We start from the raw sequence: 16,636 nt of genomic DNA on the forward strand, positions 1-16,636 counted from the left end.
AGTAAGTATGGGGCAAGTAAGAAAAGCGATTATTCCAGCTGCCGGTTTAGGAACTAGATTTCTTCCTGCAACAAAAGCAATGCCAAAAGAAATGTTACCACTTGTCGATAAACCGGCAATTCAATACATTGTAGAAGAAGCAGTTGCTGCTGGTATTGAAGATATTATTATTGTTACAGGTAAAGGGAAAAGGGCAATAGAGGATCACTTTGATTATTCTTTTGAACTAGAACAAAATTTAATGAGCAAAGGTAAATTTGAATTACTATCAGAAGTGAAGAAGTCATCTCAACTGGCCAACCTTCATTATATCAGACAAAAAGAACCGCTTGGGTTAGGGCATGCCATATGGTGTGCACGGAAGTTTATTGGCGATGAGCCGTTTGCGGTCTTGTTAGGTGACGATATTATTGAAGGATTTACGCCATGCATAGCTCAAATGATAGAACAGTATGAAGAGCATAAAGGTACGATTCTTGGGGTGAAAAAAGTGAAAGACGAAGAAGTATCAAGATATGGCATCATTGATGGTGAAATAGTGACGGAAAGACTTCATACGGTTCGTTCTTTAATTGAAAAGCCAGACCTTAATCAGGCGCCATCTAATTTAGCAATCATGGGGCGATACATCCTACCACCGAGTATTTTTGATATTCTTTCATATCAAGAGCCAGGGAGGGGGAATGAAATTCAACTAACAGATGCGTTAGCCACTTTGAATCATAGTGAACCGATATTTGCATTCGAATTTCAAGGAGAGCGCTATGATGTTGGTGAGAGACTTGGTTATATTCAAACATCCATTGAATTTGCTTTAAAACGTAAGGATTTACAAGAGGAGCTGTTAGGTTTTCTACAAACGATAACAGAAAGATATCCAATCAAATGACGGCAAAAAAACTGCTATTAGTTGCCACAGTCGACTATCATTTCAAGGCATTTCATCTCCCCTTTATGCGACAACTATACGAACAAGGTTGGGAAATACATATAGCGGCTAAAGGTGACTTAACCTTACCTTTTGTATCCAAACAGCATCGCCTCCCAATTGAAAGGCATCCGTTTAAAAAAGCCAATCTATATGCGTACAAGCAGTTGAAAAGCTTAATGGAGATTCATCAATTCGATATTGTTCATTGTCATACACCCACTGGTGGATTACTTGGGAGATTGGCGACTTTTAGTATGAAGAAGAAGCCATTACTATTTTATACTGCCCATGGATTTCATTTTTGCAAAGGTGCCCCACTACTTAATTGGCTTATCTATTATCCTATTGAAAAAACCTTGGCGCGGAAAACGGATTGTTTGATTACGATTAATCAAGAAGATTATGCCTTAGCCACTAAGGCATTGAAAGCGAAGGAAATAGCTTTTATCCATGGAGTAGGCGTCAATGTGGCACAATATCAGCCAATTGATAAGGAAATAAAGGAAAAACTAAGAGAAAAGCATCTAATTGAAAAAGAGGCTTTTTTATTTTTTTATGCAGCAGAGTTTAATCGAAACAAAAACCAAAGGCTTTTACTACAAGCGTTTAAAAAAATAGCGAAACAACACCCATCTAGCCAATTACTATTAGCAGGAGAAGGACCGCTGTTATCAGATTGTCAAAGACTAGCTACTGAGCTTGGAATTGATCGTCAGGTAGTATTTCTCGGGTTTACTAATGAAGTGAAGGAATGGTTGCAAATGAGTGATGTGGCTGTGGCTTCTAGTTTTAGGGAGGGCCTCCCAGTGAATATTTTGGAAGCAATGGCTTGTGGCCTACCCATTATAGCTACTATGAATCGAGGGCATCATGAATTGATCAGGGACAGGCATAATGGATATCTGATAGCAGCGACTGATGTGCATCGTTTCGCCGAAAAAATGGAGAGTCTTATACTTTCTGAACAAGAGAGAGAGAGGTTCGCTAAAGCAAATAGGCAACTTGTTAGCAAGTATTCAACTGAAGTCGTCATGGAAGAATTAATGATCCTTTATGCTAAATACACGCAGGAGAAGAAAGATGAAAGCAATCATCAGCATTATCGTGCCTATATATAATATGGAAATGTATATTGAAAGATGTCTACATAGTTTACTCACACAAACATTTAAAAGAATTGAAATTATTGCCGTCAATGATGGTTCAACCGATCAAACGGGGGACATTCTTTCAAAATATCAAGAGAAGGATAAAAGGCTGAAGGTCTTCTACCAGGAGAATAAAGGTGTCTCCCAGGCCCGTAATTTTGGACTAAAGCACGCGGAGGGAGAGTATATTGGTTTTGTCGATCCTGATGACTGGGTTCACCAAGAGATGTATGAGGCATTATATGAAGCGCTTCAACGAGAGCAGGCAGATATCGCTATGTGTCGATACACACGAGCGTATCAACACTTCTCTAAGGAAAGATACTTCCATCACTTGAAAGAAAAAACCTATAGAGGTCAAGCCTATAAAGAACAAATTGTCAGGCGATTAGTAGGTCCAATTAAGGAAGAAGTATCTGATCCTAGTATGCTTGATGCTATGGGAACCGTTTGGTCAAAGTTATACCGTACAAATTTATTAACAAAACAACCTATCTTTTTTACAGATTTACATCATATTGGATCAAATGAGGATACCCTTTTCAATATGAAAGTGATGAGCCTAGCTGACTCTTTTGTCTATGTCGATCGGCCTTTATATCATTACTGGAAAGAAAATGAACATTCACAAACGAGTGAATATAAATCGGATTTATTTCAGCTTTGGCAGCAACTTTATGATGAAATGAATCAATGCATAATGGAATATTCATTCAGTCGTCATGCTCAATCAGCTTTAAATAATCGTATTTGCTTAAATATGATTGGTTTAGGCTTAAATATCCTTGCTTCTAAAAGCCAACTAACGATACGAGAAAAAATCAATGAAATAGATAACATATTAAGTGCACCTATTGTTAGAGAGGCTTTTAAAGCGTTGGAACTCAACTACTTTCCATTCGTTTGGAGGGTATTTTTTGTTTGTTCCCGTTCACGTTCAGCTAGCAGTGTCTACTATATGCTTTTGATGATTGATAAATTAAGAAAAAAACGCTGGGGGGGTAGGTCATAATGGAATTAAGAGTGTTGCAAGTGGTAACGATTATGAATCGTGGTGGGTTAGAGACCATGTTAATGAATTATTATCGTCGGCTTAGGCATGTTGGCATTCAATTTGACTTCATTGTCCACCGGCAGGAAGAAGGTCATTATGACGAGGAAATTAAGAGGCTAGGTGGTCGTATATTTCATATGCCATCCATTCGCCCAGGTAATTACCAAAAATACTTTAAACAATTGGACACCTTTTTTGCCGAACACCCATATTATCGAATTGTACATGCTCATTTAAACGAAAACAGTAGTTTTGTTATGCGTGCAGCATATGATGCTGGAGTGCCGTGTCGGATTGCGCATAGCCATTTGAGTGATTTACATATAGATTTTAAATGGCCGTTTCGCAAGTATGCAAGATCATGCATGAAGGAATATCCTAATTATTACTTTGCATGTTCAGAACGTGCTGGGGAATGGTTATTTACATCATCTAAGAACAAGATAACCGTTTTACCTAACGCAGTAAATGTGAGTCAATATCTTTATCATTTGCCAGAGCGAAAGCGGATAAGAAGAGAATTGGACGTGGATGATTCTTTTGTAATTGGTCATATTGGGCGCTTTAATTATCAGAAGAATCATGATTTCATCATAGATATTTTCCAATCTATATCTGATAAAAGAAAAGACGCTGTTTTAATTTTAGCTGGAGATGGTGACTTAATGCCACAAATAAAGAAAAAAGTTCACAAGCTAGGGCTAGAACAACAAGTGAAATTTTTAGGTGTTAGAGATGATATTCCTTTGCTTTTGCAATCCTTGGACGTCTTTTTATTCCCTTCTCATTTTGAAGGTTTACCTGTAGTTTTAATTGAAGCACAGGCTGCTGGTCTCAGTTGTCTTGTCTCTGATACGATAACGGCAGAAGTGAATCTGACGAATAGGGTAACATTTATGAGCTTATCTAGAAAGGCTTCTGAATGGGCAGATAAACTGTTGCAATTAGATAACCAACATAAGGATACCTCTACGGCGTTAAAAGTAGCTGGTTATGATATCGAGACCACGAGTCAGTGGTTATCTACCTTTTATAACGAATATAACGAGACTAAAAATCATGCAAGCAGGACGAGATAAGATGAAACCAATATTAACAATCTTTACCCCGACCTATAACCGTGCTTACACCCTACATTTAGGCTATGAAAGTTTAAAGAAACAAACATGTCAATCCTTTGTGTGGTTAATCATTGATGATGGTTCGAATGATGGAACAAGGTCATTGGTTCAAGGGTGGATAGAAGAGGGAATCATTTCTATTCGCTACCATTACCAGGAAAATTTAGGTATGCATGGGGCACATAATACAGCTTATGAGTTAATCGAAACAGAATTGAATGTTTGCATTGATTCTGATGATTATATGCCAGTGGATGCGGTACAGAAAATCATTACTTATTGGAACCAATTTGGAAGTGAGGAGGTAGCTGGTATTGTCGGGCTTGATGCCTATCAAAATGGGGATATCATAGGGACCGAATTACCCGCTGATTTGTCTACTTGTACTCTAGGGGAATTGTATGGTGTTCATAAAGTGAAGGGTGATAAGAAGCTTGTCTATCGAACAGCATTGACAAAAACGACCCCTGCCTATCCTATTTTCTCAGGAGAAAAGTATTGCCCATTAAGCTATAAGTACATTTTTATTGATCAGTTAAAACCGTTATTACTCCTCAATGAAGTATTATGCCATGTCGAATATTTACCAGACGGATCGAGTTTAAATATGCTTAATCAATATTATAAAAACCCGAAAGGCTTTGCGTTCTTTCGTCAAACAGCAATGATTCATGCTCCATCATTGAAAGAAAAGTTAAGAGAATGTATACATTACGTTTCTAGTTGTTTATTAAGTCAAAAGAAAGACTTCATTCAAGCGTCACCTTTAAAAGGTATGACACTTGTTGCGCTACCATTTGGATATCTACTTTCATTTTATGTACGTTATGAGCAACGAAAGAGGAATGCCATGGGAAGTGAACAGTAATCATGACTGTTTTTTGGATGTGTTTATTCGCAAGTTTTAGTGTGGCTTTAATAGCTAGATACTTTTCTAGACCTGTACTTGTAGGGGATTCAGTCCAGACTGTTTATCCTAATAAACTGATGATTACTTTTGTTGCTTTCATTCTTATTGCTGTTTCTGGGGCAAGAACCAATATTGGCGATACCTTTTTTTATATGCATGCATATGAAGTTAATGATTTTAGCTGGGCAACAATAGTAGAGGGAAAGGATATTGGCTTCGGATTATTACAAATGGTTCTGAAGTTTTATACTGATGACCCGCAAGTTTTAATTTTCGTTGTCTCGTTATTGACGAACAGTTTAATAGTATTTGTTCTCGCACACTATGCAAGATTATTTGAATTGAGTATTTATATTTATATAACTGGTGGTTTATTTTTAGTTACGATGAATGGTATTCGCCAATGCTTAGCAGCGGCGATAGTATTTGCGGCAACAAAGTTCCTTATAAATGGGAATTGGCCTGTGTACTTTTTATTTGTTATCCTTGCTTCTTCTTTTCATCAAAGTGCGCTCATTTTATTACCTATTTACTTTTTTGTACGTTATAAGGCTTGGTCGAAAGCGACGTTGATATTACTTCTGATTGCCGTTCTTATTGTTGTCGGCTTTAATGAGTTTTCGACACTCCTTTTTTCAGCGATAGAAGATACACAATATGGGCAATATGCAGAATTCCAAGAAGGAGGAGCAAATATTTTACGCGTCGCTGTGGAAGCAACCCCTTTATTCATTGCTTATCTTGGGCGAGAGAAGTTAAGGACTATCTTTCCTAAAAGTGATTTTATTGTGAATATGGCACTAGTTGGTTTAGTATTTATGATTATTTCTACACAAAACTGGATTTTTGCGCGATTTTCTATTTATTTTAGTCTTTATCAATTGATTCTTGTTGCTTGGATAGTCAAATTATTTCAACCAAAGGATCAACGCTTTATTTATTATTGTATCCTTGTGCTATATTTTTTCTATTATTTTTATGAAACAGTCATTAGTTTAAATATTCAGTACCAAAGTGATTGGTTAGGATAACGAGAGAAAGAGGGGAGAAAAAATGAGTGTTCTCGTCACCGGTGGAGCAGGGTATATTGGCAGTCACACATGTGTCTCTTTATTAAACCGTGGTATGGATGTCATTATTCTTGATGACTTCTCCAACAGTAATCAAGAAGTCGTGCAGCGGATTGAGCATATGACGAAGAAAGAGGTAAAGTACTATTCGATTGATTTAAAGGAAAAAGACGCAGTTCATTCTGTCTTTGCTGATAATGAAATCGAAGCAGTGATTCATTTTGCCGGGTATAAAGCAGTTGGAGAATCGGTTGTTAATCCACTTTCCTATTATGATAATAATCTCATTTCCACGATTTACTTATTGCAAGTAATGAAACAGTTTAACGTAAAAAAACTGGTGTTTAGCTCTTCAGCGACTGTTTATGGTAGACCAAAACAGGTACCGATTGCGGAGAATGCTCATCTATCGGCAACTAATCCATATGGCAGAACAAAACTAATAATCGAAGATATGTTGAGAGATATTTTTGCATCCGATAATGAGTGGGCGATTACATGCTTACGTTATTTTAATCCAATCGGTGCCCATCCAAGTGGAAATTTAGGTGAAGATCCACGGGGTATCCCTAATAATCTCATGCCTTATATTACCCAAGTAGCTATTGGTAAACGGCCGGTATTACAAATATTCGGCGATGGCTTTTCTACTAAAGATGGTACAGGAGTAAGAGATTATATCCATGTAATGGGTTTAGCTGAGGGACATATCTGTGCACTAGAACAATTAAAAAAGGAGACCGGTTTTAATTTTTATAATTTAGGTACAGGGAAAGGCTATAGTGTTTTAGAAATTGTCCAAACTTTTGAGAGAGTAAATCATGTGAATATACCGTATATCATTACGGATGCCCGTATGGGTGATATCCCTATTAGTTATGCTGATCCAACAGCTGCAGCGACGGGGTTAGGCTGGAAGGCTCAAAGAGGATTAGAGGAAATGTGTATAGACGCCTGGCGGTGGCAGAAAAATAACCCCGCTGGTTATAGTGATAAGAAAAATCCGCACTTAATGCAAAGTGGGGATTTTTCTTTTTCTTAATAAGATGTCGGATGACGTATAAGAAGAGGAAGGAAATGAAAAGATTATTTGATTTTATTTGCGCATGTATACTGCTTCTTTTATTTGCACCTGTAATGGCAATTATATCTACCGTTTTGCTTATCAACGGATCGTCCATTTTTTTCAAACAAGAAAGACCTGGACTTAATGGATCATCCTTTCGCTTATATAAATTTTGTACAATGACTAATGAAACAAATGAGCAAGGTCATCTGTTACCAGATGAGAAAAGATTGACCAAAATCGGTAGCAAGTTAAGAAAATATAGTTTGGATGAATTACCACAACTTCTTAATGTCTTAAAAGGTGAAATGAGTTTGGTTGGACCTCGTCCGTTACTAATAGCGTATTTACCATTATATTCACCAGAACAAGCAAGAAGACATTGTGTCAAGCCTGGAATCACAGGCTGGGCACAAGTAAATGGCCGGAATGCGATTAGTTGGGAAGAAAAGTTAAAAATGGATGTATGGTATGTCGATCATCAACATTTTTTACTAGATTTAAAAATTCTTTTTCTTACGATTAGTAAGGTCATCCGTTCAGAAGGAATTAATCAGCCAGGTGCTGCCACAACTGAAGTGTTTAAGGGAAACCAAATAAAAATGAAAGAGTGACATAAATGGATATTGCATTAATTGGTTATGGCGGGCATAGCAAAGTAATCTTTGACATTATTACAATGCAAAAAAATAATGTGGTTGGTATTTTTGATGATAAGCATCGCTCATTAAAAATGAAAGGGAATGTGTTTTTAGCACCGATTGATTATGTAGATGATGTCCTAAAAATCAACCCTAATATTAGGTTGGTTATCTCTATAGGCAATAATAAAATCCGCAAGCAAATGTTCGAAAGGCTAGCTTTACCAATAGAATACTATACCACTTGTATCCATCCTTCTGCTTGTATTAGTCCGAGCGCAATGATTGGTAAAGGAACCGTCATCATGCCACAGACGGTTATTAATGCGGATGCGGTGATTGGTCATCATACAATCATTAATACAGGAGCAGTGATTGAACATGATAATGAAATTGGTGATTATGTGCATATCTCTCCGCGTTCAACTTTAACTGGATCAGTAAAAGTTGAAGAGGGGGTGCATCTCGGTTCTGCTTCTGTTGTCATTCCACAAGTAACATTAGGGAAATGGTCTGTCATAGGGGCAGGCTCGACAGTGATTCACTCAATACCAGAGCGAGTGATGGCAGTGGGATTACCCGCACAAGCAAAGAAAATATTGAAATGGAGTGATGACATTGGCTGAGCGTATTTATTTATCGCCTCCCCATTTGACTGGTGAAGAAATTCATTATGTACAATCCGCATTTACGGATAATTGGGTGGCACCCGTCGGTCCTCATATCGATTTGTTTGAACAAGAAATGTCAACACTTGTGAATGTGCAATCTTGCTTAGCGGTGAACTCGGGTACTGCTGCCATCCACCTCTCATTATTAGCACTTGGTATTAGCTCTCTAGACACCGTTTTTTGTTCTACATTTACATTTGTAGCTACGGCTAATCCTATACTTTATATTGGGGCAAAACCGGTATTCATTGATTCAGAACCCGAAACTTGGAATATGTCTCCTGATGCGTTAGAAAGAGCTCTAAAGGAAGCGAATGCAAATGGAAATTTACCAAAAGCGGTGATTGTCGTTCATTTATATGGGCAACCTGCCAAAATGGATGAATTGCTAAAAGTTTGTCAACGTTATGGTGTGCCCTTAATTGAAGATGCTGCTGAATCGCTTGGCTCTACTTACAAGGAGAAGCCAACCGGCACAATCGGCAGTTATGGTATTTACTCATTTAATGGTAATAAAATCATTACTACTTCTGGAGGGGGGATGCTCGTCTCCAATCATAAAGAAGGTGTGGAATATGCTTCGTTTTTAGCCACACAGGCAAAAGATACAGCACTACATTACCAGCATAGCCAAATCGGGTTTAATTATCGTATGAGTAATATCGCTGCCGGTATTGGTAGAGCCCAATTGACCTATCTGGAAAACAGAATAAATGCACGTAGGAAAATTTTTCAGCGGTATGAAGAAGGGCTTAAAGGATTAGAAGGCATTTCATTTTTACCTGAGCTTCCGGGAACCTATTCCAATAGATGGCTAACTACTATATTAATTGATAGTGAGACAATAGGTGTAACCGTCGAGGAGCTAATTTTCGCTCTTAGAAATGAGAATATAGAGGCTCGTCCAGTATGGAAACCATTACATCTACAACCGTTATTTCAAGGTTATAGTTTTTATCCACATGATGTGGAGCACGAATCTATCTCGGAAATGATATTCGAAAAAGGAATTTGTTTACCTTCAGGATCTGATTTAACAATTGAGCAACAAAACAGAGTAATTCAATGTATTCAAACGACCATTACCTCAAGTCTTCATCTGCATCCTTATTTATTAGGATAGGAGGCAGATAATGATAGGAAAAAATATTGCCAAACTACGTAAACAAAAAGGATTAACATTAACAGAACTAGCCGAACGAGCGGGCGTAGCGAAGTCATATCTTAGTAATATTGAAAGGGAGGTCCATCAAAATCCTTCTATTCAAGTCATTGAAAAAATTATTTTCGTACTCGGTGTGGAAATAGAAGAAGTCATCAGAGGCGTTTATATCACGGAGCAAAATAGACAATGGCAAATACTTATTAAGGAAATGCGAGAGTTAGGCATTGAAAAAGATCAGATGGAGACAGTTAAACAAAGAATTTATGAAGTAAAGAATAAATAACTCAGTTTTAAGAAAAGGAAGAGAGCGCTGGAATGATGGAGAAGATACCAAGAATTATTCATTATTGTTGGTTTGGTGGCGGGGAAAAGCCAGAGTTAATGAAACAGTGTATAAGGTCCTGGGAAGAACATCTCCCTCATTATGAGCTAAAGCAATGGGATGAAAGCAATGTAGATGTAACATGTAATGCTTATGTACACGAAGCGTATCAAGCGAAAAAATATGCTTTTGTGAGTGATTATTTCAGAATGTATGCTTTGTATACAGAAGGTGGGGTTTATCTTGATACAGATGTCGAGGTTTATCAATCTTTTGATCGTTTCCTTCACTATCCATCCTTTTGGGGATTTGAAGAAGGCAATTACATTGCAACAAGTACGATTGGTGCCAGTAAGGGGCATCCGCTTATCCAGTATTTTTTAGATTCCTATCAATCTAATCATTTTATCAATGATGACGGGACTTTTAACGAATGGACAAATGTTGCCGCCATAACAGAAGAAATGAAGAAAAAAGGGGTTATATGTAACGGACAAAAGCAAGTGATAGAAGATTTGGGGGTAATATTTGAGCAAGCTATTTTCTCCCCATATGATTATATTAATTGCCGCGACCTGCAATCAGACGACACGGTGACGAAGCATCATTTTTATCAAAGTTGGTTGCCTCCTCATGTGTTAGTTAAACGAATGGTGAAAAGGAGTATAGTCAAATTGATTGGCGGAGAAAAATTAGCTAGTTTACGTAAGAAGTTTTCGGGAGTGAGGTCATGAGCCGAATATTCATTGCTACATATGATATGGAAATTGGCGGGGTAGAAAGAAGTTTATTACAATTATTGAAACAACTTAACTACGAAAAGTATGAGGTGGATCTATTATTATATCGTCATCAAGGCGATTTTTTTCACTTGCTGCCTAAACAAGTGCATTTGTTGCAAGAGTTTTCAAGTATGGCTACTTTTCGTCAGTCCATTATTGAAACAATCCAAAAGAAACATATGCTATTGGCTTCTGTAAGACTATTAGCCAAATGGCAAACACAATGGAAAAGCCTGCACGCACGTGATGAAGAGTGGGGTTACTATCAGATGCAGCAAATCGGTAAATATTCATCACCCTTCCTTCCTACAATGGATAAAACTTACGATGTGGCTATTAGTTATTTATGGCCCCACCATTTTGTAGCCTATAAAGTAAAGGCTAAAAAGAAGATTGCTTGGATTCATACTGACTTTTCCTCTCTCCATATTGATACGAATGAGGATGAAAAAGTTTGGCGGTTATTTGATCATATTATCGCAGTTTCTGATGCTTGTAGAGAAGCATTTCTTACCGTTTATCCACAGTTAGCCAAAAAGGTGATGGTGATGGAAAATCTGATATCGCCGACCTTTATACAAGAATTGTCTGAGGAAATGGTCGAAAATCCTATTCTCTTAGATCATCGCTTTACCATTGTTACAGTTGCTAGACTATCAAAAGCAAAAGGAATAGATATTGCCATACAGGCGATGAAAATAGTAAAAGAAAAAGGTTATCACAACATTGTCTGGTATGTGATTGGCTTTGGTGGAGATGAAAAAGAACTGACACAACTCATTCAAGCTTGTCATTTAGAAAGTCAGTTTATATTACTTGGTAAAAAGGTCAACCCTTATCCATTTATGAAGGCATGTGACCTCTATGTTCAACCCTCTCGTTATGAAGGGAAGGCCGTTACAGTAAGTGAAGCGCAAATACTAGCAAAGCCAGTACTACTTATGAATTATCCTACAGCAAAAGGCCAAATTCGTGTTGGAGTGGATGGTTATATCGCTGGCAACAATCCAGAAGAATTAGCTTCAAGCATTATTCAGCTATATGAACATCCCGAGGAAAGGGAGAGGTTGAGCAGGAATTGTCAACGAACGAATTTTAGTAATGAAGCCGAGCTTGAAAAATTACATGCCATCTGTGAATAAAAAAGGGGGATAGGGCCATTGGAACAACCGAAAGTAAGTGTCGTCATCCCCGTTTATAACGCAGCCGATTATTTGGAAGAATGTATTCAATCTTTACTTACGCAAAGTTTACAACAATGTGAATTTATCTTCGTCAATGATGGGTCTAGTGACCACAGTCAACAACTCATTGAAGCTTATCAAGAAAAAGATCATCGCATTAAACTTTTGAATCAAGAAAACCACGGGGTCAGCTATGCGAGGAATAAGGGGATTGAAATAGCTAAAGGTGAATATATCGGATTTATAGATGCTGATGATACAATAACAGAACATACTTATCAGCACGTATATCAGCTTGCTAATCAATTCGATAGTGAGGTCGTTATTTTTCACTTAGTTGAAGAGGTCAATGGCATTCAAAGAGTGATTAGCTATCCCTTTCCAATGCGGGTAAAATTACATAAAAAGGACATTCATGAGTTTATCATTCCACACATGTTACAAAAAGAAGATTTTAATAGTGTGTGTAACAAGTTATATAGAAGAGAAACATTGAATAAGCTTCGGCTGCAATTTCCGATAAACGAGGTGCTTGGGGAAGATGGACAATTTAATTGGTCCTTTTTTTTATGTGCGAATTCAGCGATTTATAGCGATCTTCCTGGTTATTATTATCGTGAAGTAGCAGGCAGTGCGACAAGAAATCTCCAAGAAAAAGATTACTTTTCTCATGCGTTACGCTCTTATCAGCGTAGTATACCAGATCAGATTGAAATGAGTAGCCATCAAATCAAGACATTAAAGGCTATGAAGCTGCTTCAACAAGTGTTAGCTTATATTCACATCTATATTTTACCTACAAATGAATTAAGTAAAAAAGAAAGAAGGCAATATGTACAAACAATGATTCATCATCCAGTTGTTCAAGAAGCTTTACGACTCTACCCGTTAGAAAAGGTAAGAATGCTCGGCAGATATGACCGCTTCTTAATGAAGTGTATAAAGCATCAATCGCTTCTTGGTTTATATAGTGCAACGGCATATAGTAGGTGGCGAAATAGAAAAAAAGGGGAGGTTCATTCATGAAAATATTGATGTTTGCCCATGGAGGAAGTGAGAATCGCGGTTGTGAGGCGATTGTACGATCAACGTCAACTATGCTCAAAGAAAAAGTGGAAGATGTGGCTGTTTTCCTTTCATCTTATCATCCTGAAACAGATCAACATATACAACAGCTAGATGGAATCTTTGATGGTTCAGAAACAATTATAAGAAAATATTCAACAGATTGGTGGAGAGCTGCGATTCGGAATAAACTTTTTCAAGACGAAACATACGCCTTGCAAAAAGCGCAACAAAAAACGATTGATCAAATTGATGTGGCTGATATTTGTCTTTCAATAGGCGGAGATAATTACTGTTATGGTGAACAACCCGGTTGGTATGAAGTGGATAAAATGGTCAAAAAGAAAGGGAAAAAATTAGTATTATGGGGGTGTTCGATCGGAGAGGAAGATATGTCGGCAAGAAAGCTAGCAGATCTCAAAATATTTGATTTAATTTTGGCTCGAGAGACATATACGTACCAAATGTTAAAAAAGAGAGGCATTCATCATGTGTCACTTTGTGGTGATCCTGCATTTACACTAGAGAAAGAAGAAGTAGACCTGCCCTTTGGTTGGAAAGATGGGGATACGATTGGCTTAAATATCAGTCCACTTTTAGTTTGCAAGAATCAAGGTAGTAAACAAGCTGTATCTCATTTAATAGAATATATTTTAGAAAATACCGAATCTGTCATCGCGCTCACACCACATGTCATGCAAAAGGGGAATAATGATTATGATTTATTACAAGAATACTATCAAAAATATAAAAGTTCACGAAGAGTCATATTGCTACCAGCGCATTTAAACGCATTACAGTATAAAGGGTATATTGCAAAAATGCGTTTTTTTATTGGCGCAAGAACACATGCAACGATTGCAGCCTATTCCAGTTTTGTCCCGACCCTCGTTTTAGGCTATAGTGTGAAGTCAAGAGGTATCGCCTATGACTTATTCAATAGTGAAAGATTTGTAGTTTCGATTGAGGAAGTGTCAAATAGTAATAAACTGATTCAATATTTTGGTGAAATGGTAGAACAAGAAGCCCAGATTAAAGAACAATTGCTAAAAGTCATCCCCATTATACAAAACCGTTCGTATGAAGCCGTGCATTCTTTAAAGGAATTGCTAGGATAATGAAAAAACAACTATTATTTATTATCCCTAGTTTAGCAGCAGGTGGAGGAGAAAAAAGCTTGATCAATCTTCTATCACAAATCGATTATGACCAGTATGAGGTGGATGTTTTTCTTTTTGCCAAAAAAGGTGTATTTCTATCGTTTCTACCTCCTCAAGTGTCTGTGCTAAATCACTCCGTAGATTTTGAACATTTCTCTTTACCAGTCCATTCAGCTATATGGGCTCTAGCCAAGAGGCGCAGGTGGAAGCTCGTGTATAACCGTCTATTATACTTTTTAGCTAATAGAAGAATGGGAAATACAGCTCAGAAAGAACAGTATGCCTGGAAATATTTAAAACAAGCATGTCCACAACTAGTCAAAACGTACGATGCAGCGATCGGATTTTTAGAGAAATCTTCAACCTATTTTTGTGTGGAGAAAGTAAATGCGAAACAGAAAATTGGGTGGGTACATATTGATTACAATGAAATGGGCATGGATGCAACATACGATCATACTTATTTTAAAGAAATGTCAACTATTGTCACAGTCTCTCATGAATGTGCGCGGGTGTTTATCGAACAGTTTCCTTCATTGAAATATAAAGTAAAGGTGATTCATAACATTGTGTCACCAACAATCATTTACGAAATGTCACGTCAGAACATACCGTTACAAAAGCAAATGTTAACGTTACTAACCATTGGCCGTTTACATCCGCAAAAAGGTCTAGATATGGCAATTGAGGCTTGTAGCCGTTTAGTACGAAAAGGAATGAAACTGAAATGGTACATTATTGGCGAGGGGCAAGAAAGAATCAAATTGGAAAGATTGATTAGAATTCATCAACTAGAGGAACACTTCATCTTGCTTGGACAACAAGCGAACCCCTATCCTTGGCTCGATGTAGCTGACATTTATGTACAGCCTTCAAGGTTTGAAGGTAAGGCAATTGCTATAGACGAGGCGAAAATACTGCACAAACCGATTGTCGTAACAAACTATACGACAGCAAAAGATCAAATTATAGATAGAGTAACGGGACTCATCGTAGATTTAAACGTGGATGGGATCGAAAAGGGGATTAGCTTATTAATGAAAGATGATGCTTTAAGAAAACAGTTAACAGTCAATTTAAGCGGGCACTCTTATGGAACAGAATCTGAAATAGACAAGTTTTATCAAATCGTATAGAGGGGTATAAGCATGAAAACAAAACTACTCTTTGTGATGAATAACCTCCAATGTGGCGGTGCAGAAAAGGCGCTTATCTCATTATTACATGCCATTGACTATAAAAGATATGAGGTGGACTTGCTGTTATTTAAAAAGGAAGGCGTATTTTTGAATATCGTGCCAAATGAAGTAACCATTTTAAATGAACAAGAGGAATTTCGTTACTTTGATGGCAGAGTCATCGATAATGTGTTAAAAGCTATTTCATCTCGAAGATTTGATCTCGCCATTTCTCGTATAAAAGCAGCACGTATTTTTAGAACGGAAAATAATGGAGCTGTTTGTGAACAAAAAGTGTGGAAATATATATCCCCATGCTTATCTAATGTAAAAAAAGAATATGATGTCGCCATAGGATTCTTAGAAAAGAATCCTATTTATTTTTGTCTAGAAAAAGTAAAAGCGAAGCGAAAAATAGGGTTTATCCATAATGATTATAAACAAATGGGCATGGATAGAACGTTGGACCTTCCATACTTTCAGCAATTGGACGGTATTATGACAGTGTCAGATTCCTGTGCCGATGTATTACGCCAACAATTTCCAGAATATCAACAGAAAATAAAAGTCATACAAAATATCTTATCTAAATCGACTATTCACACGTTAGCTATGAATGAGATGCCTTTACCATTTCAAGGATTGAAGCTTTTATCTATCGGACGATTACATCGACAAAAAGGTTTTGACTTAGCTTTAGAGACAGCTGCGTTACTGAAGAAAAAAGGCGTACCATTTAAATGGCTCATCTTAGGAGAAGGTAGCGAAAGGGAGAATTTAATCCAGTTATCTACAAAGTATCAATTAGAAGAAGAAGTGCAATTTATCGGAATAAAGGAGAATCCTTATCCATATATTCGCTGGGCAGATGCATATATACAGCCTTCGAGATTTGAAGGAAAGTCAATTGCTGTTGAGGAAGCCAAAATATTATACAAGCCAGTGATTGTCACAAACTATAGCACATCAGGCGATCAAATTATTCATGGACAGACGGGGTTAATCGCAAATATGACAGCAGAATCACTTGCAGAAACGATTCTACAATTATTTGCAGATGAATCTTTACAGCATCAGTTAATGGATGGACTAGGGAAAGAGAAACTTGGAACAGAAGACGAAATCAAGCGTTTTTACCAATATATAAAAGTAGGGTAGGCGAATCTTT

At 37.3% G+C, this 16,636-nt stretch carries 17 protein-coding genes; all 17 read left to right on the plus strand.

All coding sequences use genetic code 11. The annotated features are described in order from the left end of the window. The first annotated feature begins 7 nt into the window (after nucleotides 1-7). From galU to MKX29_RS14190, 17 genes are read left to right on the plus strand one after another with little or no spacing between them, the layout of a single operon-like run. Entirely contained in the window at nucleotides 8-889 is an 882-nt protein-coding gene (galU, locus tag MKX29_RS14110) for a UTP--glucose-1-phosphate uridylyltransferase GalU (protein ID WP_224937958.1), read from the plus strand. Next, nucleotides 886-2,049, plus strand: a complete 1,164-nt coding sequence (locus MKX29_RS14115) for a glycosyltransferase family 4 protein (protein ID WP_341106147.1) — start codon at nucleotides 886-888, stop codon at nucleotides 2,047-2,049. The genes galU and MKX29_RS14115 overlap by 4 nt, the downstream gene beginning before the upstream one ends. Continuing rightward, nucleotides 2,012-3,091, plus strand: coding sequence for a glycosyltransferase family 2 protein (locus MKX29_RS14120; protein ID WP_341106149.1), 1,080 nt, complete (start codon nucleotides 2,012-2,014; stop codon nucleotides 3,089-3,091). The genes MKX29_RS14115 and MKX29_RS14120 overlap by 38 nt, the downstream gene beginning before the upstream one ends. After that, nucleotides 3,091-4,212, plus strand: a complete 1,122-nt coding sequence (locus MKX29_RS14125) for a glycosyltransferase family 1 protein (protein ID WP_341106152.1) — start codon at nucleotides 3,091-3,093, stop codon at nucleotides 4,210-4,212. The genes MKX29_RS14120 and MKX29_RS14125 overlap by 1 nt, the downstream gene beginning before the upstream one ends. A 1-nt stretch (nucleotide 4,213) precedes the next feature. Further along, nucleotides 4,214-5,122: a glycosyltransferase family 2 protein gene (locus MKX29_RS14130; protein ID WP_341106154.1), complete on the plus strand. Its 909-nt coding sequence runs from the start codon at nucleotides 4,214-4,216 to the stop codon at nucleotides 5,120-5,122. 2 nt (nucleotides 5,123-5,124) lie between these two features. Continuing rightward, on the plus strand, nucleotides 5,125-6,195 hold the full coding sequence (locus tag MKX29_RS14135; RefSeq protein ID WP_224937953.1) for an EpsG family protein: 1,071 nt from the start codon (nucleotides 5,125-5,127) through the stop codon (nucleotides 6,193-6,195). A 22-nt stretch (nucleotides 6,196-6,217) separates the two neighbouring features. Next, nucleotides 6,218-7,276 (plus strand): UDP-glucose 4-epimerase GalE, encoded by a 1,059-nt coding sequence (gene galE, locus MKX29_RS14140; RefSeq protein WP_341106156.1) that lies wholly within the window; start codon nucleotides 6,218-6,220, stop codon nucleotides 7,274-7,276. 35 nt (nucleotides 7,277-7,311) lie between these two features. Then, entirely contained in the window at nucleotides 7,312-7,914 is a 603-nt protein-coding gene (locus MKX29_RS14145; protein WP_341106159.1) for a sugar transferase, read from the plus strand. A gap of 5 nt (nucleotides 7,915-7,919) precedes the next feature. Further along, nucleotides 7,920-8,567: an acetyltransferase gene (locus MKX29_RS14150; protein WP_341106161.1), complete on the plus strand. Its 648-nt coding sequence runs from the start codon at nucleotides 7,920-7,922 to the stop codon at nucleotides 8,565-8,567. Next, entirely contained in the window at nucleotides 8,554-9,735 is a 1,182-nt protein-coding gene (locus MKX29_RS14155; protein ID WP_341106163.1) for a DegT/DnrJ/EryC1/StrS family aminotransferase, read from the plus strand. The genes MKX29_RS14150 and MKX29_RS14155 overlap by 14 nt, the downstream gene beginning before the upstream one ends. A gap of 10 nt (nucleotides 9,736-9,745) precedes the next feature. Next, complete coding sequence (locus tag MKX29_RS14160) at nucleotides 9,746-10,060, plus strand: helix-turn-helix domain-containing protein (RefSeq protein WP_095372106.1); 315 nt, start codon at nucleotides 9,746-9,748, stop codon at nucleotides 10,058-10,060. Between the two features lie 35 nt (nucleotides 10,061-10,095). Next, a complete protein-coding gene (locus MKX29_RS14165; RefSeq protein WP_341108272.1) occupies nucleotides 10,096-10,833 on the plus strand; it encodes a glycosyltransferase family 32 protein in 738 nt (245 codons plus the stop codon). Continuing rightward, entirely contained in the window at nucleotides 10,830-12,023 is a 1,194-nt protein-coding gene (locus tag MKX29_RS14170) for a glycosyltransferase (RefSeq protein ID WP_341106165.1), read from the plus strand. The genes MKX29_RS14165 and MKX29_RS14170 overlap by 4 nt, the downstream gene beginning before the upstream one ends. Before the next feature lie 18 nt (nucleotides 12,024-12,041). Beyond that, complete coding sequence (locus MKX29_RS14175; RefSeq protein ID WP_341106167.1) at nucleotides 12,042-13,091, plus strand: glycosyltransferase family 2 protein; 1,050 nt, start codon at nucleotides 12,042-12,044, stop codon at nucleotides 13,089-13,091. Further along, complete coding sequence (locus tag MKX29_RS14180) at nucleotides 13,088-14,248, plus strand: polysaccharide pyruvyl transferase family protein (protein WP_341106169.1); 1,161 nt, start codon at nucleotides 13,088-13,090, stop codon at nucleotides 14,246-14,248. Before MKX29_RS14175 ends, MKX29_RS14180 begins: the two co-directional genes overlap by 4 nt. Beyond that, the gene (locus MKX29_RS14185; protein WP_224937945.1) at nucleotides 14,248-15,426 is read left to right on the plus strand and encodes a glycosyltransferase; all 1,179 of its coding nucleotides are present in this window, start codon (nucleotides 14,248-14,250) and stop codon (nucleotides 15,424-15,426) included. Before MKX29_RS14180 ends, MKX29_RS14185 begins: the two co-directional genes overlap by 1 nt. Before the next feature lie 12 nt (nucleotides 15,427-15,438). After that, on the plus strand, nucleotides 15,439-16,626 hold the full coding sequence (locus tag MKX29_RS14190; protein WP_341106172.1) for a glycosyltransferase: 1,188 nt from the start codon (nucleotides 15,439-15,441) through the stop codon (nucleotides 16,624-16,626). Nucleotides 16,627-16,636 lie beyond the last annotated feature (10 nt).

Origin of the sequence: Cytobacillus sp. FSL R7-0696, assembly GCF_038006865.1 — a bacterium.
Lineage (GTDB): Bacteria > Bacillota > Bacilli > Bacillales > Cytobacillaceae > Cytobacillus > Cytobacillus kochii.

What these genes read in the sequence shown, in the direction of transcription:
- MKX29_RS14145 (WP_341106159.1), top strand. Translation starts at nt 7,312, where the DNA reads ATGAAAAGATTATTTGATTTTATTTGCGCATGTATACTGCTTCTTTTA.
- MKX29_RS14150 (WP_341106161.1), top strand. Translation starts at nt 7,920, where the DNA reads ATGGATATTGCATTAATTGGTTATGGCGGGCATAGCAAAGTAATCTTT.
- galE (WP_341106156.1), top strand. Translation starts at nt 6,218, where the DNA reads ATGAGTGTTCTCGTCACCGGTGGAGCAGGGTATATTGGCAGTCACACA.
- MKX29_RS14130 (WP_341106154.1), top strand. Translation starts at nt 4,214, where the DNA reads ATGAAACCAATATTAACAATCTTTACCCCGACCTATAACCGTGCTTAC.
- galU (WP_224937958.1), top strand. Translation starts at nt 8, where the DNA reads ATGGGGCAAGTAAGAAAAGCGATTATTCCAGCTGCCGGTTTAGGAACT.
- MKX29_RS14120 (WP_341106149.1), top strand. Translation starts at nt 2,012, where the DNA reads ATGAAAGCAATCATCAGCATTATCGTGCCTATATATAATATGGAAATG.
- MKX29_RS14125 (WP_341106152.1), top strand. Translation starts at nt 3,091, where the DNA reads ATGGAATTAAGAGTGTTGCAAGTGGTAACGATTATGAATCGTGGTGGG.
- MKX29_RS14160 (WP_095372106.1), top strand. Translation starts at nt 9,746, where the DNA reads ATGATAGGAAAAAATATTGCCAAACTACGTAAACAAAAAGGATTAACA.
- MKX29_RS14170 (WP_341106165.1), top strand. Translation starts at nt 10,830, where the DNA reads ATGAGCCGAATATTCATTGCTACATATGATATGGAAATTGGCGGGGTA.
- MKX29_RS14135 (WP_224937953.1), top strand. Translation starts at nt 5,125, where the DNA reads ATGACTGTTTTTTGGATGTGTTTATTCGCAAGTTTTAGTGTGGCTTTA.
- MKX29_RS14165 (WP_341108272.1), top strand. Translation starts at nt 10,096, where the DNA reads ATGGAGAAGATACCAAGAATTATTCATTATTGTTGGTTTGGTGGCGGG.
- MKX29_RS14180 (WP_341106169.1), top strand. Translation starts at nt 13,088, where the DNA reads ATGAAAATATTGATGTTTGCCCATGGAGGAAGTGAGAATCGCGGTTGT.
- MKX29_RS14190 (WP_341106172.1), top strand. Translation starts at nt 15,439, where the DNA reads ATGAAAACAAAACTACTCTTTGTGATGAATAACCTCCAATGTGGCGGT.
- MKX29_RS14115 (WP_341106147.1), top strand. Translation starts at nt 886, where the DNA reads ATGACGGCAAAAAAACTGCTATTAGTTGCCACAGTCGACTATCATTTC.
- MKX29_RS14155 (WP_341106163.1), top strand. Translation starts at nt 8,554, where the DNA reads ATGACATTGGCTGAGCGTATTTATTTATCGCCTCCCCATTTGACTGGT.
- MKX29_RS14185 (WP_224937945.1), top strand. Translation starts at nt 14,248, where the DNA reads ATGAAAAAACAACTATTATTTATTATCCCTAGTTTAGCAGCAGGTGGA.